Raw genomic sequence first — 22220 nt, forward strand, 5'->3', positions numbered from 1 at the left:
AGGGCCGGTCGGGTCAGCGCAGGGCGTCGTTCAGCGTGCCGTAAGTGAGACCGTCCGCGAGCGCGTCATACGTGCCGTCCGCGAGCAGTTCGGCCGCGGCCCGGGCGGCGACCGCGTACGCGGACTGGGCGATGGCCGAGCCCACGCTCACCCTGACCACCCCGGCCGCCGCCAGCTCGGCCACCGGCGGCGCCCCGGGGCCGGCCATCACGTTCAGCGGCAGCGGCCCCTTGGCCAGACGAGCGATGACGTCCAGGTCGAGCAGCCCGGGCACGAACAGCCCGTCCGCGCCCGCCTCGGCGTAGACCCGCGCCCGCTCCTCCACCTCGGCCACCTGATCCCCGGGAACACCCGCCAAGTAGACGTCGGTGCGGGCGTTCACGAACAGGTCGACCCCCTCCGCCTCGGCGGCGGCCCGCGCGGCGGTGATGCGCGCGGCTTGTTCGGTGGCAGGAAGCAGGGGAGACCCGGGGGAGTCCTCCAGGTTGACGCCCACCGCGCCGGCCTGGATCACCGCGCGCACGGTGGCGGCGACGTCGCCGTACCCGCCCTCGATGTCCGCGGTGACCGGTACGCGCACCGCCGCCACGATCCGCGCGACCGCGCCGGCCATCGCCTCCCGCCCCAGCCCTGAGCCGTCGGGGGCGCCGTTCGCCCACGAGACACCGGCGCTCGTCGTCGCGATCGCCTGCGCTCCCGCTGCCTCGACGAGGGCGGCCGAGGCCGCGTCCCAGGCATTGGGCAGCACGAGAACCGCGCCGTGGTGCAGTGCCCGGAACCGGGTCGCGTGGTCGATCGAAGAGGAGGGGGTCACGATCGGGTCCTTCCGCAGGTGTCAACGTCGCCGGCGAGCAGCATCGCAGCCGCCCGCGACGTCGAGCCAGCGGTATTCGGACCTCACCATCCACCGACATGTCCGGACATCGTCACCAGAAATGGGGCGGTCCAGAACCCCTGTTACAGCTAGCCGTTTACCGCCACCGTCGGCGGGCAGGCGCGGCGATGTGGACGAGGATGTGGGCGGCGATGTGGGCGGCGATGTGGACCGCGCTTCGGACCGCGCTTCGAACCGCGATCTGGACTATGTGCTGCCGCTGCGCTGGGAAGACGACTCCGGCCTCGCGGAGCTGACCGCCTACCTCCGCTTCCTCCGCCGGCACGTGCGGATCATCGTCGTCGACGGCTCCGCCACGCCGCTGTTCGAACGGCACGCCGCCGCCTGGCGCGGCCTCGCCGAGCACGTACGCCCCGCGCCCGACCTCCGCTTCGCCAACGGCAAGGTCAACGGCGTCATCACCGGCCTGCGCCTGGCCCGCGCCGAGCACCTGATCATCGCCGACGACGACGTACGGTACGACCGGCACACCCTCGCCAGAATGAACTCCCTCCTCGCCGGCGCCGACATCGTCCGCCCCCAGAACCACTTCACCCACCTGCCCTGGCACGCCCTCTGGGACACCGCCCGCACGCTGCTCAACCGCAGCCTCGGCGCCGACTACCCGGGGACGTTCGGCCTGCGCCGCTCCTTCGTCGAGCGGATGGGCGGCGGGTACGACGGCGACGTCCTCTTCGAGAACCTTGAGCTCATCCGCACTGTCCGGGCCCACGGCGGCAGGGAGATCCACCCGCTCGACCTGTACGTACGCCGCCTGCCTCCCGACGCCGCCCGCTTCTGGGACCAACGCGTCCGCCAGGCATACGACGACCTGGCCCAGCCCGTCCGCATGGCGCTGTTCCTGTCCGTGCTGCCCGCCGTAGCCGCGTGCTTGCTGCGCCGCGAGTACACCGCACTGGCCGCCGGCGCCGCGCTGACCGTAGGCCTGGCCGAGGTCGGCCGTCGCCGGGCCGGCGGCAGCCGGGTCTTCCCCGTCACGGCCGCGTTGTGCGCCCCGATCTGGGTGCTGGAACGGGCGACATGCAGCTGGCTCGCCCTGGCCGCCTGTCTGCGCGGCGGGGTGCCGTACGCAGGCCGAAGACTGCACCGCGCGGCCCACTCCGTACGCGGGCTTCGCCGCGACCTGAACACGCGGCCGGCCCGGAAGATGGGCCTGCAGGAGGTGGACCGGCCAGGTCAGGAGTGCCGGTCGCCGGGTCAGGCCGGCAGGTCGGGCTCGCTCGCCGCCTTGAACCCCGCCGCCTTGTGCGACCCGTCGCAGAACGGCTTGACCGACGACAACCCACACCGGCACAACGCGACCGTCGCCCGTCCGGCCGGAATGGACTCACCGTCCTGAGTCACCAGCTCGAACGCCCCCCGCACCAGCAACGGCCCATCCTCACACGTCGTCACCGTCACCACCCCGGACCCCGCTTCCGCCCCCATCCGGGAACACGTCACCGCCCTCGCCCCGGTGCCCGCCTCCGCTCCCATCCCGGAAGCCGTCACCGTCGCCCTGCCGGAGCCCGCCTCCGCGCCCGGCCCCGGATTCAACTCCGAGCCTGAGCCCGAGTCCAAGCCTGAGCGCGGTGTGGCGTCATCGTTGCCCATCGCCGCGCCATCGTCGTTCGTAGCCACACCATCGCAATCCATCGCGGCGTCACCGTTTTGAGGCGGCATCGCATCCCTCTCGCGCGGGCACGCACTCAGCCGGTACCTCGACCAGAGAGCTGACTCCCCGCTCCCACCGGTCGAGAACGTGCCCGGCCCACAGGCGTTCCAGCTCCAGGGCACAAGCCGCGCCGTACAGGATGTCCTCCGCGAGCGCGGGTTCGTCGGCGGCCAGGTTCGCGCACAGGTCATGGGCGGCGATCTGCTCGTGCACGGCGTCGGCCTGCACGTGCTCGTCGTAGAAGCGGGCAGCGGCGTCGTCGCCGCCGAGCCTGCGCAGGCCGGCAGCGTAGCGACGGTTCGGCAGGGAGGAGGTCATCTCCAGCGCGGCCAGGTGCCCGGCCAGCGCGCCGCGCAGGCGACGGTGCAGGCCGAACAGGGACATGGCGTTCGAGATGGCCAGCGTGACGCCCGGCACACGCCCGAGGTAGGCGCCGTAGGAATCGTCCAGGCCGAGACCGCGCATGGTGGCGCGGAACAGCTCGGAGTGCATGCGTTCCGGCCTCCCGCCGCCGTACTCGTCGGCCTGGATCTCCACCAGCGCCGCCTTCGCCGCGCTCCGCAGCCGCGGGATCGCCCAGGTGTGCGGGTCGGCCTCCTTCAGGTGGTAGATCGACCGATGGACGACGAACTCCCTGAACTGCTCACGATCGGCCTGCCGGGCCAGGAACGTTGACAGAGAAGGTCCCTCATCGGCGGCGGTCAGCTCGTTGAGCGCCCGCCGCACCTCTTCCGGCCCGTCGAGCGACGGCCGGGGCACTGCCCGAGCCAGCGCCTCCTCCAACCGCTCCTCCAGTACGGCCCGCGCGGCCAGCAGCCACGGGTGCCACTCCCAGCGGTCATCCACGTCCTCGAAGCCCTGGTAATGCAGCTCGAAACAGGCGAACAGAGCCAACTGGAAGTCATCATCCGCCAGGCCACCATCGGCGACCTGCAACGGCGACGGCCACCCTTCCACCCCGTGCCACCCGGCGAGGTGCGCGTACGCATGCGACCCCCGCCCGTCGGCCGAGCGCCGGTCGCTGAGGTGCCCGTGCGGCGGCCGCGAGTGCTGCTGCTCCGCGAACCGCGCCTGACCCGGCCGCTCGTCCCGCGCCTGACCTGGTCGCCCGTCCTGTGCGTGCCCGGCGCTGAACTGCGCACCCGCCGTTCGCCCGTTCATCCGGTACGGGTCCGGGTACGGCTCCGGTGGGTGGGCCAGCCGCTCGAACAGCAGCGAGGTGAGCGGCCCACGCGGCTCAGGCAGCCTCACAACACCCTCCGCTGGGCCATCCGCCGCCCCCACACGTCCCCCGGACCATCTCCCACCCGCCATGACGGCGTTGTCGCGCAGGACCCCAAGACCTCCCGATTCGCCGGCGTCGCACGAGCCCACGGCGTCGCCCAGGCCGGCGGCATTGCGCGGCGTCGTGGCGCGATCCAGGTCGGCAGGGCCGCGTATGGTGACGGCGTGGCGCCGGCCGGCAGGGGTGCACGAGGTAACGGTGCCGCTCAGGCCGACAGGGCTGAGCGGGGTCCTGGCGCCGCCCGGGTCGACAGGAGGGTGCGGCGTCACGGCATCGCCCGTAGTCACAACGCTGCCCCGAATCGCGGTGCAGCCACCAGCCACCGCAATGCACCCAGTCACCGCAAAGCCTCAAGCCACCGCAAAGCGCGAAGTGGCCGTGTAGCCGACAAGCACGCGGCTGCAGGTGGCTGCGGGCTTCCGCATGGTCGGCTGCAGTCACAGGCACCTCCTCGACCTCGCCACTGCCCCCAGCAGCATGTGAGAAACCGCGCCCCGCACGACGTCGACCTGCACAGACGAGCCAGACGCACCCAGCGGGCCGCTATGCGGTGAGGCGAACCAGGGATCGCCGGACGGTCATGGCACGCCAGCGGGAGCGCTCAGCGGACGAGGTGCGCCCAGCTCACCGCTGATCCGCCGAGGTGCGCTTGGTGGGCCGCTTGGCAGCCAAGGCGCGCTGGGTGGATATGCCGAGTACGCGAGGGGCGCCGAGCGGACAGCTGAGGGCGGAGGAACGGTCGAACAGCAGAGGCGTGCGTCCCGGACCGGACTCGCCCGGACCCCGTTTCCGCTTCTTAGAGCGCCCTGCCGAGGAGGGTAAGCGCCCCCTCCCGCTTGTCAGCGCCCACTGCCGAAGAAGGCGAGCACTCCTTCCCGGTTATCAGCGCCCACCGCCAAGCAGGGTGAGCAACTCCCGCTCCCGCCCTGCGCTGAGCCCCGCCCGCCGCTCCCGGTCGAGCCCCTGCTCGCGTTCCCACGCCAGCAGGTCGGTGAGCAGGTCGGCTCGGGGCCGGTGGTGCAGGCCGGCGGACAGGGCGGCCTGGCCGGAACGGGACGACCAGCCCTCCCAGCCGGGCTCCACCAGCCACATCGGCAGCGACTCAGGCCCCATGTACTCGGCGACCCCCTGCTCAAGCAGCCACGCAGGATCGGCGGTGACCACCGGCCCGGTGTGCCCCCCGATGGTGCGGCACAGCTCGATCCACTCGCCGAACGGCACCTGCGGCCCGACCGTGTTGTACGTGCCGGTGGTGCCGGTCTCGGCGCAGTCGAGCAGCCAGGCGGCAAGGTCGCGTGCGTCGATCACCTGGGTGGAATCGCCGGAGGAGTCGGGCACGAGCAGCGGCGCGTGCGGGTCGCGGGCGGCCCGCGCCACCCAGTAGCCGGAGCGCCCGCTGTGGTCGCCGGGCCCGCCGATCAGCCCGGCCCGCGCGATGAGCAGCCGGTCGCCCAGCGCCTCGGCCGAAGCCTGCTCGCAGGCGACCTTCGCCTCCCCGTAGAGCTCCCTGTCGGCCTCGTCGACGTCGGTCGGTTCCAGCAACGGCGACGACTCGTCGGCGCCGGGCACCCCATGATCGGCATAGGCGTTGACGGAGGACACGTAGACCCAGTGCTTCGCCCGCTCACCGAGGGCCGCCAGGGCGCCGCGCACCTGGCCCGGCTGCCACGACACCTCCACGACCGCGTCCCAGTCTTGACGCCGCACCTGCTCATAGGCGTCCGCGGCCCGCCGGTCCGCCGGCACCAGCGTCGTGCCGTCGGCCACGGGGCCGCTCTCGCCGCGCGCCAGGCACGTCACCGCATGACCACGCCCGGCCGCCTGCCGCGCCACCTCGCGCCCCAGCCAAGCCGTCCCGCCAAGAATGAGTACGTTCATGCCAGCACTCAATCACCCGCCACGAGGTGATGCGGGTGAGGTTCGCAGGTGGCGTAACCTCGCGTGACGTGCAGCGGGCGGCGGCGATGCGAAATGAATGGCGGCGACAACGCGACGGCCTTGACCTGGGTCCGGAAGGTTCGGGGCACCTCAGGCCGACTCAGGCGACCTCGCTGCTGTGTCCGCATGAGGTGCAGGCTGTCGTCCGATTTCCATCGTGGACTGTGCACGCGCACGGGAATGAGCCGCAGTAGCGAAAGTCGAAATCCGGCCAGTCGCCCTCACCACGAATCCTGGCGTCTCCGAAGCTCATGAAGTGGAACATACGGTCATCCGGACCGTCGTTGACGATCTGAACGCGCCAACTGCTTTCCGGGCGGTCGAGTGTGACGCGCACGAGGTACACGTCGGTGTTCTTCCGCATCCACGTCGCCGAGCCCGCAGTACGGTTCTCGGCGCCGATGACCTCTTGTTCCTCGGGGAATTCCTTGACCTCCACCGTAGGTCCCGCGTCGGCCTTGAGACGGATCAGCGGCGGTCTGCCGCCATTCTGGCGGCCGTCGGCCGGGAAGGTCGTCACTCGTATCAGTGCCGTCTGGCCCGCGTTGGACGTCTCGATGTCCAGGAATTCGCTCGACTCACCGGCGGCGAGCTGCAACGGAGCCGACGAAGCAGTGAAAGTATCGCTTTTCATGAGGTGCCCCCGATGAATTCGCCAATAAGCGGGGGGCGTCTCTAGCTCTAATTTCCCCGCCGGCCTTCCGGCACACGGCGTCGTCGGTAAACAGGCATCTATTCTTCCCCATAAGAATTTAGAGTGATGAAACGTAGCAAGTGAGCCGCTGCTGCCGAACCTGGCAGGTCGTGGAGTCAGCGCTCGGGGAGGGGCGGGGTGTGAACCCGCTCCAGCACGACGGCCGGGATCTGCCTGCCGGCGGTCGCCTCGAACTCGGCGAACTTCGGGACGAGCGCTACCTCTCGCGCCCAGAGTCGCCCGCGCTCCGCGCCCTCGGCGAGCCGGGCCACGACCGGCACCCTCTCCGTGCCCACCTCGACGGTGGCCCGCGGGTTCGCCATGAGGTTGCGGTACCAGACCGGATGATGCGGACTGCCGCCGTGGATGCCGAAGATGGCCCAGCCGTCGCCGACCGGCTGGTAGAACAGCGGGCTGATCCGCTCGCGCCCGGTCTTGGCCCCGGTGTGGTGCACCAGGATGAGCGGCATTCCCCGCTCGTCGAACCCGGGAATCCGGGGCGGGATGGGCCGGCCTGCGGCGACGTCCTCATCGCTGCTCCAGGGCACGTATCCGGCGTTCGCCCGGAACTCGGCGATGATCCGGTCATTCCAGCTGCCGGAAGCCTCGGCTGCGGGGGTCGTGGACGAGTTGGACATGGCATCCCCTTCTGATATCCGGAGCACTTGCTCCTCAAAGTAGCGCAAGGCGGAGCATGTGCTCCGGATAAGCGGGTATGCTCGGCCCCATGGCAGTGGCTGAACCGGAGAACACCGCCCGGCGCCGCCCGCCGCGCGTGGACGCGATCCGTAACCGGGAAGCGATCGTCGAGGCCGCCGCCGAGGTGCTGGCCGAGCAGGGCGTCGCGGTGGACGTACGCGAGATCGCCCGCCGCAGCGGGGTGGGCATGGGCACCCTCTACCGGCATTTCCCGAAGAAGGAAGATCTCGTCCACACGGTCCTGCGCAGGGACTTCGCGAAATGGGCGGAATCAGCCCGCCAGGCGGCGATCGAGGCCGAGGACCCCTGGGCGGCACTGACCACCTTCTACCGGCAGGCCCTGACCGGCTACGCCCGCCACCGCGCGATCATGGAGAATTTCGCGCTGACCTGGGCCGACCCCGATCTGGAGGGCATCCACCAGCTTCGCCTCGTCATCGAGCAGCTGCGCGCCCGCGCCGGCGCCATGGGCCTGCTGCGCCCTGGCGTGACCACTGATGACCTGCTGCTCCTGCTGGTCTCACTGGGCCACGCCGTCCAGATCACCGACGAGTGCCGCCCGCAGCTGTGGAACAGGCTGCTGCGCATCTCCCTCGACGGCCTGCGCGCCGACCACAGCGCACCACTTCCCACCGACCTCGCCCGGTGATCGCGCGATACGTCAGCCGAACGAGATGACGCGCCGGCCGCCGCCCGAGGAGCCGGTCGCCATGGCCGCCAAAGTCTCCGGAGCCTGGTCGAGGGTGATGGGCGTGACGCGGGGCAGGATGCCGTGCCGCGCTGAGAAGGCCAGCGTGTCGCGTGTGTCGTGCGGAGAGCCCGACGGCGAGGCCATGACCCGCAGCCGGTTGAGCACCATGGGCTGAACGGGAAGGGTGAGCGGGGCGGCGTCGTAGCCGCAGAGCACGAGCGTGCCGTCGGGGGCGAGCCCGCCGAGGGTCGCGGCGGCGGCCTCGGTGGAAGGGGCGGAGTTGAGTATGACGTCCGCGCCGCCGCCCCACGCCTTGAGCGCCTCGGCCGGGTCGGTGTCGCGGTTGGCGACGTACAGGTCCGCGCCGAGTTCCTTGGCGGTCGCCGCGCCGTCGGCCCGGCGGCCGATCACCGCGACGCGGGCGCCCATCGCGACGGCGTAGCGTACGGCGAGCTCGCCGACGCCGCCGGCGCCGATGACCGCCACCCGCGAACCCGGCGTCGCCCCGGCCCTGCGCAGGCCGTTGAACGCGGTCAGACCCGCGCACAGCAGCGGCGCCGCCGCCACCGGGTCGAGCTCGGGCGGCAGCGGGGTCACGTAGCCGCCCTTGAACAGGCCGTATTCGGCGTACCCGCCGTCGGTGACAATGCCGGTGATGCGCTTGGACGGGCACAGGATCTGCTCGCCGGACACGCAGTAGTCGCAGTGGCCGCACGAGTCGTACAGGAACTGCGCCCCGACCGCGTCGCCCACGGACAGGCCGGGGACGCCGGCGCCGAGCGCGGCGACCGTGCCGGTGATCTCGTGGCCGGGGATGATCGGGAAGCGGGCGAACGGGAAATGTCCCTGGACGAGGCTGAGGTCGGTGTAGCAGACACCACAGGCGGTGATCTTGATCAGCACCTCGCCCGGCCCCGGCTCGGGGACGTCGCGTTCGGTGAGTGACAGCGGGGCGTTCACCCCGGTGGCGAGCGTTGCGCGCATGACGGTTTCCTCCTCGGTTGCCGTGGATGTGGCGGGTGGTCCCATCGCGGAGGCTCCTGGTGGAAGGAAGACAGGTCCCCCGCGCGCCGCCTCTCCCAGACTGCCCCTGGAGAGGGACCGGGGAACGCCCTCAGCCTGGGGTCCTCAACCCCAGCCTCACCCCGGGCAGTCCGGCCACCGGTCTCGGCCACCGGTCTCGGACGGCGGTCTCGGACGGCGTCAGGCGCGGCTTCGGGGGAGGCCGAAGGCCGGGCCCGGGGTGGCGCGCCACACGTCTGCCGGGTCGAGGGCGTGCAGGGCGGGCACGGCCTGCGGATCGTCGGGGACGAACCAGAGCAGCCGCTGCGCCGCGTCGGCCGTGACGATGCTGTTGCAGGTGACCTTGAGCACGCCGAGCGCCGGGTTCACGATGCGTTTGTACTCCTCGTGCCGCGCCCCGACCTCCCGCGCCCGCCACAACCCGGCGAACTCCTCGCTCGCGGCCAGCAGATGACGGACCAGCTCGCCGCTCGCCCGGTCGACGGGGCCGCGGCGGGCGACAGCGGCGCGGACGTCGGAGACGAGCAGCCGGGAGTGGTAGCCGTGGTCCTCGGGAGGATAGAGGTCACGGGTCGCCGGGACGGTGAACCAGTGGTGCAGGAAGCTCGCCCGCACCCCGGTCAGCCCCGCCTGCGGGCCGACGAGGACCTGCGCGGCGTGGTTCTGCACCACCACCTCGTGCAGGTCGGTGATCACCATGGCGGGGGTGTCCTCAAGGCGCTCCATGAGCTGGCGCAGCGCGGACTGCAGGTGCGGGGGCCGGGCCGCGTAGGGTGCGGGCCGCCCCGCCAGGTGGAACAGGTGGTCGGTCTCGTCGGGGCCGAGGCGCAGGGCGCGGGAGAGCGCGTGCAGGACCGGCGCGGACGGGATCTGCCCGCGCCCCTGCTCCAGCTCGGTGTAGTAGTCGGCGGACAGGCTGGCCAGCCGCGCCACCTCGTCACGGCGCAGGCCGGGCACCCGCCGCCGGGTGCCGGGCGGCAGGCCGACCGACTCCGGGGCCAGCCGGTCTCTGCGTGACTTCAGGAACGAGCCCAGCTCGGCGACGTCCACGGCAACCCCCTCCTCGCCTCCACCTTAGAAGCCGTGGTCGGTCTCCAGATGCAGCCGGAGCAGGTCGGCGCCGTAGTCGTTGCCGTTGGGGGTGCGGACGACCGTGTGGATGTGCTGCCGGGTCGGCTCCCCGCCGGGGCCGCGGTCGTCTCCGTACGCGACGGGGGCCTGGGCGTCGTACTCGATGAGCACGACCGGGCTGTGCACGCGGTAGTAGAACGCGGAGTCGTCGCCGGTCTCGCCGAGCCAGCAGAAGTACGTCTGGTCCAGGTGCTCCTCGACCTCCTTCATCCGTACGGCCGCGTGCCCCTCGTCCAGGTAGCCGACGTAGACGCGGACCAGGTCGAGCAGGGTGTCCCGCTGTTCGGGGGTGAACCGGGAGGCGGCCAGGCCGGCGTAGGGGAGCCGGAGGTTGTCGGCGCCCGCTCCCGCCTTCATGTTGGCCCCGCGCTTCACCTCCGTCGTGGAGATCACCTCGGCGCGCTGTTCCGGGGTGAGCGCGTGCAGCAGCGCGAGCCCGGCCTCGGTCTCCCTGGTGAACAGGGTGATCCGCTCGCCCCGGTAAGTGGCCGACGTCGGCTCCGAGCCCATGAACGTCGGCGTCATGACGACCTGGTCCTTGAGCACGAAGCAGTTGACGGCCAGGTGGTGGCCCTCGAACTGGAAGCCCCACGGCTGCGTGGCGGACGGCGTGCCCATGACCGTGAAGAAGTAGTGGCCCTCGGTCAGGGTCTCCCTGCCGCCGCCGGCCTGCTCGCCCAGGAACGCGTTGAGCTTCATGATGTTGCGGGTCTGGGTGAGCCCCTCGGCGGACAGTGCCGCCTCCAGCACCGCGTAACCCTTGGCGCGCTGGGCCTTGGTGAGGTCGCCCATGCGGACGCCCTTGCGGTCGAAGCCGTCGAGGTTGCTCCAGGCCAGCCACTCGTCGGCGCGTACGTCGTACAGCGTCTCCCGTCGCTGCGCCGCGGGGAGCGCCTTGAGGAACGCCTTGGCCGCCTTGACGAGGGCGGCGGTGGAGACGCCGGTGGAGTGGATCGCGTACAGGTCCTCGACCACCTTGCCGTCGGTGGTGACGCCGACGAAGTCGTCGTAGGAGAGCTCGCCGGGCCTCGGCGCGGCCCCGCCGGGGGGAGGCGCGCCGGAGGAGCGGGCGGCGCTGGCCGGGGCGCCGCCGGGCGAGCTCGGGGAGCAGCCGGTCATGGCCGCCACCGTGGCGGCGGCGCCGAGCAGCAGCGCCCGGTTCAGCAGCCAGCGGCGGGAACGTTCGGTCTCGGGGTCGCGCGCAGTGTGTCCGTGCATGGGTCTCAACCTCTACCAGGCGAATGAGGGAAGCGTGAACAGAGCCGGCGAACTCGCGACGAGCCCGGTCAGTGTCCCGAGGCGGCGAGCCGGGTCAGCGGCCCGAGGCGGCGAGACGGACCCGGCAGGCCAGTTCGACGGAGAAGCGCACGTCCGGCTCGTTGAGGTCGAGCCCGAGCGTCTGCTCGATCCGCCTGACGCGGTAGTTGACCGCGTTGGCGTGCAGGTTGAGCTCCGCGCCCGCCCGCGCCAGCGAGTTGCGATGCCCCAGGTAGGCGACCAGCGTGCGCATGGCGATGGCCGCGCGCTCGGGCCCGAGCGCGTCGAGAGGGGCCAGGATGTCGTCCAGCAGCGACCGGCTCAGCGGGGAGGCGTAGAAGTCGAGCAGCACCCGGCGCAGCCCGGTGACGTCGGTGACCTCGATGCCGCCCGCGCGGCCGCCGGCGACGGCCGCGTCGGCGGCGATGTGCGCCTCCGTCGCCGACTGCCGCAGCCCGGCCGCGCCGCTCTGCGGCGTGCCGAGCCCCACGGTGAACGCCCACTCCTCGCCCGCGACCGAGCGGGCGTGGGCGGCCACGGCCTCCATGACGTCGCGCAGCCGCCGCTGGTGGTCGGCGGCGCCGGTCTCCTCCGAGGCCACCATGACGATGTCGTCGTGGAAGGTGGCCAGATGCCACACCTCGTCGCGCCGGTCCACGAGTTGCAGCGCGTGCAGCTCGACGGAGGACGCGAGCACGGCAGGCGGGCGCTGCTCGGGATCGTGGCGGTGGGTGGGGATGAGCCAGGCGACCGCGTGGGAGAGCGACACCGGCAGCCCGGCGCGGGTGGCCTCGACGGCGAGCCGGTCGATGCGCGCCGACTCGGCGAAGACGAGCTCGACGATCAGGTCGGCGCGCGAGCGTACCGGCCCGAACCTGGCCTGGAGCTGCCGTTGCAGGATGCGGGAGAGCATCGCGGCGATCACCGGGAGCGCCACCGTGACGGACGCGTCGTCGCGGTCGGCGACCAGGCGCCCGACCGGCACCTCGCCCACGCAGACGGCGTGCGGCTCCGACCACGGCACGCCCGGGTCCTCGACGAGGGTGAGCCGGGCGCCGAGCGCCGCGCCGACCTCGTCGAGCACGGCCTCCATCGGCCGCCCAGGCGCGTCCCCCGCCGCCGCCGTGGCCCGCGCGATGGCGTACTCGGCCCTCGACAGCGCCTCCTCGGCGCCGCCGCGGATCGCCCGGTCGAGCAGCACCGCCAGCTCGGACGGCGTCACCGCGCTCATCAGCACCGGCAGCCCGCCGCGCTCGGCGAGCGCGCGGGCGGTCTCAGCGATCGGGAAGTCGCCGGCGAACACGATGCCGGCGCAGCGCGCGCCGATCGCGTGCCTGATCGCGATGTCCACCTGGTACGGCCGCGGCACCGCCCCATGAGGCATGGCCACGATCACCAGCCGGCCCGGCGAAGCCTGCCGCAGGTCGTCCTTGGCCACGATCTGCACGCCCGACACCGCGACGCCCTCGGGATCGCCCGCGACGCACCGGATGCCCATTCTCTCGCCCTGAGCGACGATGTCCGCCAGGCTCGCCTGTTCCATGAGCACAGTCTGGCGTGTTTCTCTGGGTGCTCGGCACATTGTTGGGTTTGACCCGGCTCCCTAGCCTCAAGACATGCCCGACCAGGACCTGCCTACCGGAGGCGGCGGCGCGCCCGTGTACCCGCCCGCGCACCCGCCCGCCGCCACGATCACGTCCGCGCACCCGCCCGCCACAGCCGCGCGTCCGCGCTCGACCGCCACGACCGGCACGACCGCCGGGACCACCGCGCCGGCGCGCCTGCGCGAGATCGCCGCGGCCGACGTCGCCGCACTCGCGGCCGGCGCCGCGGTCTTCGGCACGGGCGGCGGAGGCGCCGTCCAGACCGAGCAACTGGCGGTCGAGTCGGCGATCGAGAAGCACGGCCCGGTGCCCGTCGTCACCGTCGGCGAGCTCACCCGGGACGACGCCGTGATCGTGCTGTCGGCGATCGGGGCGCCGTCCGTCGGCACCGAGATGCTGCCCGCCGAGGGCCAGACGGAGACGATCGTCCGCGAGGTCGAGCGGATCACGGGCCGCCCGATGACGGCGGTGATGGCGGCAGAGATCGGCGGCAGCAACGGCGTGGCCCCTGTGGGCTGGGCCGCGGGGATGGGGCTCAAGGTCCTCGACGCGGACGGCATGGGCCGCGCCTTCCCCCAGGGCACGATGATCTCGATGAACGTCGCCGGGCTGCCGAGCGAGTTCGCCGTCATGGCCGACACCATCGGCAACGTCTCGGTGCTGCGTACGATCAACCTCGCCTGGCTGGAGCGCCACGCCCGCGCCATCACCGTGGCCAGCGGCGCGATCTCGCTCGGCGCCCACTACGTGCTCACCGCCGAGACCGCCCCCGGCGCCGTCATCGAAGGCACGGTGAGCCGCGCCGTCCAGGTCGGCCGCCGCCTGCTCGCCGCGTCCGAGCCCGTTTCCGAGCTGGCCGCCGAGCTGGCCGCCACGGTCGTCGTCTCCGGCAAGGTGATCGACGTCGAGCGCAACACCGAGGGCGGCTTCACCCGCGGGTCGGTGACCGTCGAGGGCGTCGGCTCCGACCGCGGCCGCCTCGCCCGGGTGGAGATCCAGAACGAGAACCTGGTGATCATCGAGGACGGCGTCGTCGTCGCCAGCGTCCCCGACCTCATCACCGTGGTCGACTCCGAGACCGGCGAGGCGATCTCCACCGAGCTGCTCCGCTTCGGCCAGCGGGTCAGCGTGCTGGCGTGGGCGTGCGACCCGCTGTGGCGGACCGAGCGAGGGCTGGAGCTGACCGGCCCCAGGGCCTTCGGATACGACCTCGACTACGTCCCGTTCGAGGGAGGACGCCGATGAACGCCCGCACCGACCTGTCCGTCGGCATCGACGTCGGCGGCACCAACACCGACGCTGTGGTGATCTCCCCGTCGGGCGAGGCCATCGCCTGGACCAAGAGCCCCACCACCGGCGACGTCACCGGCGGCATCAGATCGAGCCTGGCCGCCGTGCTGGACCAGCTCGGCCCCGACCGGGACGCGGTCTCCCGCGTGATGCTCGGCACGACGCACGCCACCAACGCGATCGTGCGCCGCCGCGACCTGGGCCGGGTCGCCGTGATCCGGCTCGGCGCGCCGGCCTCCACCGTCCACCCGCCGCTCGCCGGCTGGCCGGCCGACCTGCGCCAGGCGGTCCTGGCCGGGTACGTGCTGGCCGGCGGCGGGCACCTCGTGGACGGCTACCCCATCGCCGAGCTGGACCGCGACGCCATTCGCCGGCTGCTCGACGAGCTGGAGGGCCGCTTCGACGCGGTCGCCGTGTGCGGCATCTTCAGCCCGTCGTTCCCCGAGCAGGAGCTGGAGGTGGAGGCGCTCGTCCAGGACCACGTGGGCGTGGACGTGCCGATCTCCCTCAGCAGCGAGATCGGGGCGCTGGGCCTGCTGGAACGCGAGAACGCGACCGTGCTCAACGCCGCGCTCTACGCGGTGGCGCGCGACATCACCTCCGCGCTCACGACCGTCGTCGTCGAGCACGGGCTGGACGCGGCCACGTTCTTCGCGCAGAACGACGGCACGTTCATGGCCGTCGAGTACGCCGCCCGCTACCCCGTGCTGACGATCGGCTCCGGCCCCGCGAACTCGATCCGCGGCGCCGCCGCCCTGTCCGGCGCGGACGACGCCATCGTCATCGACGTCGGCGGCACCACCAGCGACCTCGGCGTCCTGGTCGGCCGCTTCCCCAGGGAGTCGACGCTGCCCCGCGAGGTCGGCGGCGTACGGACGAACTTCCGCATGCCGGACATCCTCAGCCTCGGCGTCGGCGGCGGCACCATCGTGGACGTGGCCGCGGGCACGCCGGGCACCGACTCGGTCGGCTACCGCATCGCGGAGGAGGCGCTGCTGTTCGGCGGCTCCACCCCGACCCTCACGGACGCGGCGGCCACGGCCGGCGCGGTCGTGGCGGGCCGGGAGCTGCCGCCGCTGGACCGCCCGGTACGCAAGGGGCTCGCGGAGGCACTGGCCGTCGCGCACGACCGGATCGAGTCGGCCGTCGAACGCATGTCGCTCGGCCGCACCGGGATGCCGCTGGTGGTGGTCGGCGGCGGCGAGTTCCTCGTCCCCGACCGGGTCCTCGGCGCCAGCGAGGTCGTCAGGCCGGAGCGCGGCGCGGTCGCGAACGCGGTCGGCGCCGCCATCGCCCTGGCCGGCGGCCGGGCGGACCGGCTGTACGCGGTCGCGGACCGCGTGGCCGCCATCGAGGAGGCCAGCAGGGCGGCGATCGACAAGGCCGTGCAGGCGGGCGCCGACCCCGCCCGCGTCGAGGTCATCGACGTGCTGGAGACGCCGGTGACGTACGTGACGCAGCCCACGCTCAAGGTCGCGGTCAAGGCCGCGGGGCCGGTGGCCCACATCGGACGAAAGGAACCGACATGAGCAGACACGGCAAGGCGTCCGCGACAGTCGCCGTCATCCTGGCCGCCACCGGCCTGACGGCGTGCGGCTCCGCGCAGAGCGGCGGTTCCGCCGCCCCGGCCGGGCGGACGGGGGCCGGGACGTACGTCTCCGGCGGCGTCTTCGTCAAGGCGATCTCCGCCGACCCCGGACACCTCGACCCGCTGACCGGCGTCTCACTCGCGGCCCGCGAGATGGTGGGGTACGCGTACGAGTCGCTCGTCTACTCCACCCCCGACGGGAAGTTCGAGCCCTGGCTGGCCACCCGCTGGGAGCTGGGCGAGAAGAAGATCACCTACACCCTGCACGACGGCGTCACCTGCTCCGACGGCAAGCCGTTCACCGCCCAGACGGCGGCCGACAACATCAACTACCACGCCGACCCCAAGCACGCGACCTTCTACTACGGCTCCCAGATCCACAAGGGCGTCTCGGCCAAGGCGGAGGGGAACACGCTCACCGTCACCACCAAGGAGAACGACCCCTTCCTGCTCGCCAACACGGGGACGGTCGAGATGGTGTGCGGGGCGGGCCTCGCCGACCCGGCGAAGCTCAAGACCACGACCGACGGCACCGGCCTGTACGCCCTGGGCGGCTCGACCCCCGGCTCCACCTACACCTACACCAAGCGCAAGGACTACGCCTGGGGCCCGAAGGGCGTCACCAGCCAGACCAAGGGCCTGCCGGACAGCCTGGAGATCCGCGTGGTCACCGACGAGAGCACCGCGGCCAACCTGCTGCTCTCCAGCGAGATCAACGCGGCCGTCGTCCTCGGCACCGACCGCAAGCGCCTCGACGGCGCGAAGCTCGGCTCGGTCGGCGTGCGCAACCCGGTCGGCGAGATGCTGTTCAACGAGCGCGCCGAGCGCCCCACCTCGGATCCGCTCGTCCGCCAGGCCCTCGTCACGGCGCTCGACCGCAAGGCGATCGGCGACGTGGTGAGCGACGGGTCCGCGACGGACTCCAAGTCGCTGGTGGTCAAGAACCCGCTCCTGTGCGTGGCCGGCGGCCCGAAGTGGACGCTGCCCGCCACCGACCTGGCCAAGGCCGGATCCCTGCTCGACCAGGCCGGCTGGCGGCTCGGCGCGGGCGGCAAACGGGAGAAGGACGGCAAGCCGCTGACCGTGAAGTTCATCTACGACGCGGCCACGGGCACGCACGCCCCCGCCGCCGAGCTCGTCCAGCAGACCTGGGACGAGCTCGGCGTCACCACCAAGCTCTCGGCGAACGACGCCAACGCCTGGTCGGAGCAGCTGTTCCAGACCTTCGACTGGGACACCGGCTTCGTGCAGATCGCGCCCGGCGGGCCGGTGACGGTGAGCACGTTCTTCGCCGGGGCGACCCCCGACAAGGGCGGCAACAACTTCATGTTCGTCGACAACCCCGAGTACGAGGCCCTGGCCGAGAAGGCCGCCACCGCCACGCCGGAGACGACGTGCGACCTGTGGCAGCAGGCCGAGGCCGCGCTGGTCGAGCGGACGGACGTGTTCCCGCTGGCCGACAACGAGCAGCGTACGTACCTGTCGGGCGTCGAGCTGGAGCAGCCGAACTTCGTCGCGCCCACCACGATCAGGATGCTGGGGTGACGTGACACCATGGCGATCTCCCCGGCCACCCCCAATGGGCCGCCGCCCGCAGGACCGGCCGTGCCCGCCGGGCCGGACCAGGCGCGCCGGGGGGGTCGCCACGCCCTCCCGAGGCTGTCGCCGCGCACCTCGTTCGTGCTGCGCCGCCTCGGCCGGGCGCTGGTCTCGCTCGCCGTCGTCGTGGTCGCCACGTTCCTCGTCGTGCACCTCGTGCCCGGTGACCCCGTCCGCGCCGCGCTCGGCCCCAGCGCCACCCCCGAGCTGGTCGAACGCACGCGGGCGGAGCTGGGCCTCGACCAGCCGGCCTGGCGGCAGTTCACCGGCTACCTGACCGGCCTGTTCCACGGCGACCTCGGCGTCTCGCTGCGCTCCCACCGCCCGGTGGCCGGCACGCTCGCCGACCGTTTCCCCACCACGCTCGCCCTCTCCGTGCTCTCCTTCCTCGTGGCCGCGCTCGGCGCCGTGCCCATCGGGGTCGCCACGGCGGTCGCGGCGCGCGGCGGTCGCAGGCGTGCGGCGGGCGCCGGGGTCTCCTGGGTGCTCAGCGGCCTGATCGCCGTCCCGAACTTCCTGCTCGCCGTCGGCCTCATCGCGCTGTTCGGCGTCACATTGAACGCGCTGCCGGTGGCCGGTTGGGGCGGGGCCGCCGAGGCCGTGCTGCCGGTCGCCGCCCTGGCCGTCGGGCCGCTGGCCTATCTCGCCCGCATCGTGCACGTGGAGATGCTGGCCGTGCTGGAGACCCCGTACATGACGACCGCGCGCGGCAAACGGCTGCCCGCGCGCCTGCTCTACCTGCGGCACGCGCTGCCCAACATGATCACCGCCGCGCTCACGACCGGAGGGCTCATCCTCACCGGGCTCGTGGCCGGCACCGTGCTCATCGAGGCCGTGTTCGTCATCCCCGGGCTCGGGTCGACGATCGTCTCGTCGATCACGGCGAAGGACTACCCGATGATCCAGGGGGTCGTCCTCGTCTACGCCGCCCTCGTCCTCGGCCTCAATCTCCTCATCGACCTGGTTCTCGCCACCCTCGACCCCCGTTCGTCGATCATGGAGGGCTGACATCGTGCGCTCCGGCCTCCTGCGCGGGCTGCGCGGCCCGCAAGGCGTCGTGACCGTTCTCGGCGTGCTCGCGCTGCTGCTCGTCATCGTGCTGGCGCCGTACGTGTGGGGCGACGCCGCCACCGCGACCTCCGTGGCCGAGCGGGTCCAGGGGCCGAGTGCCGCGCATCCGTTCGGCACCGACGACCTCGGCCGCGACGTGCTGGCCCGGGTGCTGATCGCGGCCCGGCTGTCGGTGCTGCTCGCGCTCGGGGCCACGGCAGTCGCCGTGGCCGGCGGGATCGTGCTCGGCGTCGTCGCGACCGCGCTGCCCCGGCCGCTGCGGCGGCTGGTCAGCGCGTTCATCGACATCCTGCTGTCGTTCCCGTGGCTGCTGCTCGCGCTGTTCTTCTCGGTGATCTGGGGCGCGACCGCGAGCGGCGCGATGCTGGCGGTGGGGTTCGCGGGGGTGCCGTCGATCGCGCGGCTGACGTACACGCTGGCCTCCTCCGTGACCGGGCGCGACTTCGTCCGGGCCGCCAGGATCGTCGGCGTCGGGCCCGTCGGTGTGATCGTCCGGCACGTGATCCCCAACATCGCGCCGCCGATGCTGGTCAACACCGCCGCGTACGCCTCCACCGCGCTGCTGTCCTTCGCCGGGCTGTCCTTCCTCGGCCTGGGCGTGCAGGCCCCTGACTTCGACTGGGGCCGCCTGCTGCGCGAGGGCATCGCGCGCATCTACGTCAACCCGATGGCGGCGCTCGGCCCCGGCATCGCGATCGTCCTCACCGGCCTGATCCTCAACGCGATCGGCTCGCTGACCGGCGAGTCCGCCTCAAGAACGCCTTCGAAGCCATACAAGGCGGGCAAAGCAAGCGCACGCGCCGCGGGCGGCGATCCGGGCGCGCTGGTGGAGGTCGAGGACCTGCGGGTGAGCTTCCCCGACCGGCGGGGCGACCTGGTCGAGCGGGTACGCGGTGTGAGCCTGACCATCCGGCCCGGCGAGACCGTCGGCATCGTCGGCGCCTCGGGATCCGGCAAGTCGGTCACCGCCATGGCCATCGCCGGCCTGCTCGGCCCCGAGGCCACGATCGACGCCACCAGGCTGAGCTTCCAGGGCATCGACATGACCGCCGTGCCACGCGCCGCCGACCGCCGCAGACTCGGCCTGGAGCTGGCCGTCGTCTTCCAGGACCCGCTCACCTCGCTCAACCCTTCACTCACCGTCGGGCGGCAGCTCACCGAGGTGAGCAGGACCCACGACGGCGTCCCCAGGGCGGCGGCCCGGCGCCGGGCCGGGGACGTGCTCGCATCGGTCGGGATCGCGCGCCCCGAGCGCCGCGCCCGCCAGTACCCGCACGAGCTGTCCGGCGGCATGCGCCAGCGGGCCATGATCGGGATGGGGCTCATGGGCCGGCCGCGGCTGGTCATCGCGGACGAGCCGACGACCGCGCTCGACGTGACCGTGCAGCGCCAGGTGCTGCGCGTGCTGCGTGACGCGCGGCGGCGGACCGGCAGCGCCATCCTGTTCATCTCCCACGACATCGCCCTGGTCAGCGGGTTCTGCGACCGGGTGCTGGTGATGAAGGACGGGCAGATCGTCGAGGAGGTGGCCGCGGCGCGGCTGGACGAGGCGCGGCACCCGTACACGCGGGCCCTGGTGGCGTGCGTGCCGCACATGGGCACCGACCGATCCCGCCCGCTGCCCGTCATCGACGAGAGCGGCGGCGTCGCCGAGGAGGCACGAGCGTGAGCACTCTCGAATTCGCCGGCCTGAGCGTGCGGTACGGGCACGGCGCCGGCACGCACGTCGCCGTGGACGGCGTGGACCTCACCGTCGCCTCCGGCGGCATCCACGGGCTCGTCGGCGAGTCGGGCTCGGGCAAGTCCACCCTGGCCGCCGCCGCGGTGGGGCTCGTCAGACCCTCTTCCGGCACGATCCGGCTGGACGGCGCCGACATCGCCGGCAGCTCCGCCGCCGCGCGCGCCGCCCGCAGGCGCGTCCAGCTCGTCTTCCAGGACCCGTACGCGGCGCTCGACCCCCGGATGCCCGTCGGGGCCTCGATCGCGGAGGCCATGCGCGCCACCGGCCGCCGCCCGTCCAAGGCGGACAGGCAACGCCGGGTCGAGGAGTTGCTGTCGCTGGTCCACCTCGACCCGAAGCGGGCCGGCGACCTGCCCTCGGCCTTCTCCGGCGGCCAGTGCCAGCGGGTCACCATCGCCAGGGCGCTGGCCGCCGAGCCGGACGTCGTCATCGCCGACGAGATCACCTCCGCGCTCGACGTCTCCGTGCAGGGCATCGTGCTCAACCTGCTCCGCGAGCTGCGCGCCGAGCTGGACCTGACCATCCTGTTCATCTCGCACAACCTGGCCGTCGTCCGGTATGTGTGCGACACCGTCAGCGTCATGCGGCACGGCCGGATCGTGGAGTCGGGGGAGACCGAGAGCGTGCTGTCCGCGCCCGAGCATCCGTACACGCGCGAGCTGCTGGCCGCCGTGCCGGTCATGGGGGAGCCGTTCGACCGGGAGGAGGCGGTCTGACCGCCGCGTGAGGAGGCAGGAAACGTGCGCGACGACATCTCGGCGCGGTCGGAGGCGCTGGCCACCGTGCTCGGCGCCGTCACCGGCGACGGCGCCGTCAGCCCCCGCGACCTCGGCGCCGCCCTGGAGACGCTGGGCGTGCCCGCCCCGCGTCAGGAGCAGGCGCGCGAGCACGTCCACCGGGCCCACAGCGAGCACGTACGGCTGCGCCGCCGCGAGCACGAGCTGGCCGCCCTTTTCGCCAGCGCCCGCGAGCTGGCCGCGGCGCGTGACGGCAGGGCGCTGCTCGAACGGCTGGTCCAGCGGGCGCACGAGATCCTCGGCTGCGACGTGACGTACCTGTCGGAGTACGACGCGCAGACCAGGGAGCTCAACGTGCGCACGACCGCCGGCGCCTACAGCGGCGAGTTCCGCCACCTGAACGTGCCCGCCGGCTACGGCCTGGCCGGCGAGGTCATCGAGCTGCGGATGCCCCGCTGGGTGCCACGCTACAGCGAATACCTGGAGGACCGGCGCGTTCCGGACATCGACCGGGCGGTCGAGCTGGAGGGCGTCGTCTCCATCCTGGGCGTGCCGATGGTGTCCGGCGACGACGTGCTCGGCGTGCTGTTCGTGGCGACACGCGAGGAGCGCTCGTTCACCCCCGACCAGATCGCGCTGCTGTCGGCGCTGGCCGACCACGCCTCCGTCGTCCTGCGGACCGCGCACACGCTGCGCGACCTGTGGCGTTCCGAGGAGGAGGCGCGCGCGGCGCTGGAGCGGCTCACCGAGCACCTGGCCGAGCGGGACCGCGCCGGCGCGGTGCACCGGGAGCTCATCCAGGTCGTGCTGGACGGCGGCGGCTTCGGCCAGCTCGTACGGGCGCTCTCCTCGGCCCTGGGCCGCGGCGTCACCGTGATCGACGCGGAGGACCGCGTCATCGCCGCGTCGGGGCCCGCCGCGCCGTTCATGAGCGCGCGGGCGGGCGGCCCGGTCGAGCTCACCCCGCCGGTACGGGACGCCGTCGCGGCCGGCGCGCGGACCGGCCACTGCCAGGTGCTCGCCGGAGCGGACCGTGAGGTGCCCGCCGGAGCGGACCGCGACCTGGCCGCCGTCGGCGCGCAGCGGGCGGGGGCGCAGGACTTCGGGGCGCTGCTGTTCGGGCCCGGTGACTTCGAGCTGGGCCCGGTCGACCGCCGTACGATCGAGCGCGCCGCGCAGGTGTGCTCCCTGCTGGAGCTGCAGCAGCAGGCCGTGGCGCGGGCCGAGGGCCGGCTGTTCACCGACCTCGTCGCGGACATCCTCGACGGACAGCCGGGCCGCCGTGACGACCTGGAGCGCCGCGCCCGCGCGTTCGGCGTTGAG

18 protein-coding genes and 1 pseudogene are annotated in these 22220 nt (G+C 72.8%); 9 read left to right on the forward strand and 10 right to left on the reverse strand.

Annotated elements, in window-relative coordinates:
- Positions 1–13 precede the first annotated feature (13 nt).
- Positions 14–814 (reverse strand): isocitrate lyase/PEP mutase family protein, encoded by an 801-nt coding sequence (locus ABFX54_RS37540; RefSeq protein WP_346111502.1) that lies wholly within the window; start codon positions 812–814, stop codon positions 14–16.
- A gap of 190 nt (positions 815–1004) precedes the next feature.
- On the opposite strand from ABFX54_RS37540, the gene ABFX54_RS37545 reads away from it, so the two are divergent.
- A complete protein-coding gene (locus ABFX54_RS37545; protein WP_346111503.1) occupies positions 1005–2234 on the forward strand; it encodes a glycosyltransferase family 2 protein in 1230 nt (409 codons plus the stop codon).
- Here the strand turns inward: ABFX54_RS37545 and ABFX54_RS57160 are convergent.
- From ABFX54_RS57160 to ABFX54_RS37565, 5 genes and pseudogenes are all read right to left on the reverse strand, one after another.
- Positions 2198–2557, reverse strand: a pseudogene (locus tag ABFX54_RS57160) (hypothetical protein); the annotation flags it as partial. The gene ABFX54_RS37545 and the pseudogene ABFX54_RS57160 sit on opposite strands and share 37 nt — an antisense overlap.
- On the reverse strand, positions 2538–3800 hold the full coding sequence (locus ABFX54_RS37550) for an iron-containing redox enzyme family protein (protein WP_346111505.1): 1263 nt from the start codon (positions 3798–3800) through the stop codon (positions 2538–2540). The pseudogene ABFX54_RS57160 and the gene ABFX54_RS37550, both read right to left, overlap by 20 nt.
- A 916-nt stretch (positions 3801–4716) precedes the next feature.
- On the reverse strand, positions 4717–5712 hold the full coding sequence (locus tag ABFX54_RS37555) for an NAD-dependent epimerase/dehydratase family protein (RefSeq protein ID WP_346111506.1): 996 nt from the start codon (positions 5710–5712) through the stop codon (positions 4717–4719).
- Positions 5713–5872: 160 nt separating this feature from the next.
- Positions 5873–6406, reverse strand: coding sequence for a hypothetical protein (locus ABFX54_RS37560; protein WP_346111507.1), 534 nt, complete (start codon positions 6404–6406; stop codon positions 5873–5875).
- Positions 6407–6582: 176 nt separating this feature from the next.
- A complete protein-coding gene (locus ABFX54_RS37565) occupies positions 6583–7104 on the reverse strand; it encodes a nitroreductase/quinone reductase family protein (protein WP_346111508.1) in 522 nt (173 codons plus the stop codon).
- Positions 7105–7193: 89 nt separating this feature from the next.
- Between ABFX54_RS37565 and ABFX54_RS37570 the strand changes: the two genes are divergently transcribed.
- On the forward strand, positions 7194–7814 hold the full coding sequence (locus ABFX54_RS37570; protein ID WP_346111510.1) for a TetR/AcrR family transcriptional regulator: 621 nt from the start codon (positions 7194–7196) through the stop codon (positions 7812–7814).
- Between the two features lie 12 nt (positions 7815–7826).
- On the opposite strand, the gene ABFX54_RS37575 is transcribed toward ABFX54_RS37570, so the two are convergent.
- From ABFX54_RS37575 to ABFX54_RS37590, 4 genes are all read right to left on the reverse strand, one after another.
- On the reverse strand, positions 7827–8840 hold the full coding sequence (locus ABFX54_RS37575; RefSeq protein WP_346111511.1) for an alcohol dehydrogenase catalytic domain-containing protein: 1014 nt from the start codon (positions 8838–8840) through the stop codon (positions 7827–7829).
- 219 nt (positions 8841–9059) lie between these two features.
- Positions 9060–9929: a helix-turn-helix transcriptional regulator gene (locus tag ABFX54_RS37580; RefSeq protein ID WP_346111512.1), complete on the reverse strand. Its 870-nt coding sequence runs from the start codon at positions 9927–9929 to the stop codon at positions 9060–9062.
- A gap of 24 nt (positions 9930–9953) precedes the next feature.
- On the reverse strand, positions 9954–11228 hold the full coding sequence (locus tag ABFX54_RS37585) for a DUF3500 domain-containing protein (RefSeq protein ID WP_346111513.1): 1275 nt from the start codon (positions 11226–11228) through the stop codon (positions 9954–9956).
- Positions 11229–11322: 94 nt separating this feature from the next.
- On the reverse strand, positions 11323–12810 hold the full coding sequence (locus tag ABFX54_RS37590) for a helix-turn-helix domain-containing protein (protein WP_346111514.1): 1488 nt from the start codon (positions 12808–12810) through the stop codon (positions 11323–11325).
- Between the two features lie 73 nt (positions 12811–12883).
- Between ABFX54_RS37590 and ABFX54_RS37595 the strand changes: the two genes are divergently transcribed.
- From ABFX54_RS37595 to ABFX54_RS37625, 7 genes are all read left to right on the forward strand, one after another.
- Positions 12884–14116: an S-methyl thiohydantoin desulfurase family protein gene (locus tag ABFX54_RS37595; RefSeq protein WP_346111515.1), complete on the forward strand. Its 1233-nt coding sequence runs from the start codon at positions 12884–12886 to the stop codon at positions 14114–14116.
- Positions 14113–15690 (forward strand): hydantoinase/oxoprolinase N-terminal domain-containing protein, encoded by a 1578-nt coding sequence (locus ABFX54_RS37600; protein WP_346111516.1) that lies wholly within the window; start codon positions 14113–14115, stop codon positions 15688–15690. The genes ABFX54_RS37595 and ABFX54_RS37600 overlap by 4 nt, the downstream gene beginning before the upstream one ends.
- Positions 15687–17294, forward strand: coding sequence for an ABC transporter substrate-binding protein (locus ABFX54_RS37605; protein WP_346111518.1), 1608 nt, complete (start codon positions 15687–15689; stop codon positions 17292–17294). Before ABFX54_RS37600 ends, ABFX54_RS37605 begins: the two co-directional genes overlap by 4 nt.
- Before the next feature lie 9 nt (positions 17295–17303).
- Positions 17304–18356 (forward strand): ABC transporter permease, encoded by a 1053-nt coding sequence (locus tag ABFX54_RS37610; protein ID WP_346111519.1) that lies wholly within the window; start codon positions 17304–17306, stop codon positions 18354–18356.
- Between the two features lie 4 nt (positions 18357–18360).
- Complete coding sequence (locus tag ABFX54_RS37615) at positions 18361–20088, forward strand: dipeptide/oligopeptide/nickel ABC transporter permease/ATP-binding protein (protein WP_346111521.1); 1728 nt, start codon at positions 18361–18363, stop codon at positions 20086–20088.
- Positions 20085–20876 carry an ABC transporter ATP-binding protein gene (locus ABFX54_RS37620; RefSeq protein WP_346111523.1) on the forward strand — a complete coding sequence of 264 codons (792 nt, stop codon included), beginning with the start codon at positions 20085–20087 and terminating at the stop codon, positions 20874–20876. Before ABFX54_RS37615 ends, ABFX54_RS37620 begins: the two co-directional genes overlap by 4 nt.
- A 24-nt stretch (positions 20877–20900) precedes the next feature.
- Positions 20901–22220, forward strand: a 1320-nt coding sequence (locus ABFX54_RS37625; RefSeq protein WP_346111524.1) for a GAF domain-containing protein, incomplete at its 3' end; no start/stop codon positions are given.

Source organism: Nonomuraea maheshkhaliensis, assembly GCF_039529435.1.
GTDB lineage: Bacteria > Actinomycetota > Actinomycetes > Streptosporangiales > Streptosporangiaceae > Nonomuraea > Nonomuraea maheshkhaliensis.

Coding starts and splice junctions, on each gene's coding strand:
- ABFX54_RS37555 (WP_346111506.1), bottom strand. CDS start 5,712: ATGAACGTACTCATTCTTGGCGGGACGGCTTGGCTGGGGCGCGAGGTG.
- ABFX54_RS37610 (WP_346111519.1), top strand. CDS start 17,304: ATGGCGATCTCCCCGGCCACCCCCAATGGGCCGCCGCCCGCAGGACCG.
- ABFX54_RS37575 (WP_346111511.1), bottom strand. CDS start 8,840: ATGCGCGCAACGCTCGCCACCGGGGTGAACGCCCCGCTGTCACTCACC.
- ABFX54_RS37605 (WP_346111518.1), top strand. CDS start 15,687: ATGAGCAGACACGGCAAGGCGTCCGCGACAGTCGCCGTCATCCTGGCC.
- ABFX54_RS37565 (WP_346111508.1), bottom strand. CDS start 7,104: ATGTCCAACTCGTCCACGACCCCCGCAGCCGAGGCTTCCGGCAGCTGG.
- ABFX54_RS37585 (WP_346111513.1), bottom strand. CDS start 11,228: ATGCACGGACACACTGCGCGCGACCCCGAGACCGAACGTTCCCGCCGC.
- ABFX54_RS37570 (WP_346111510.1), top strand. CDS start 7,194: ATGGCAGTGGCTGAACCGGAGAACACCGCCCGGCGCCGCCCGCCGCGC.
- ABFX54_RS37560 (WP_346111507.1), bottom strand. CDS start 6,406: ATGAAAAGCGATACTTTCACTGCTTCGTCGGCTCCGTTGCAGCTCGCC.
- ABFX54_RS37590 (WP_346111514.1), bottom strand. CDS start 12,810: ATGGAACAGGCGAGCCTGGCGGACATCGTCGCTCAGGGCGAGAGAATG.
- ABFX54_RS37600 (WP_346111516.1), top strand. CDS start 14,113: ATGAACGCCCGCACCGACCTGTCCGTCGGCATCGACGTCGGCGGCACC.
- ABFX54_RS37595 (WP_346111515.1), top strand. CDS start 12,884: ATGCCCGACCAGGACCTGCCTACCGGAGGCGGCGGCGCGCCCGTGTAC.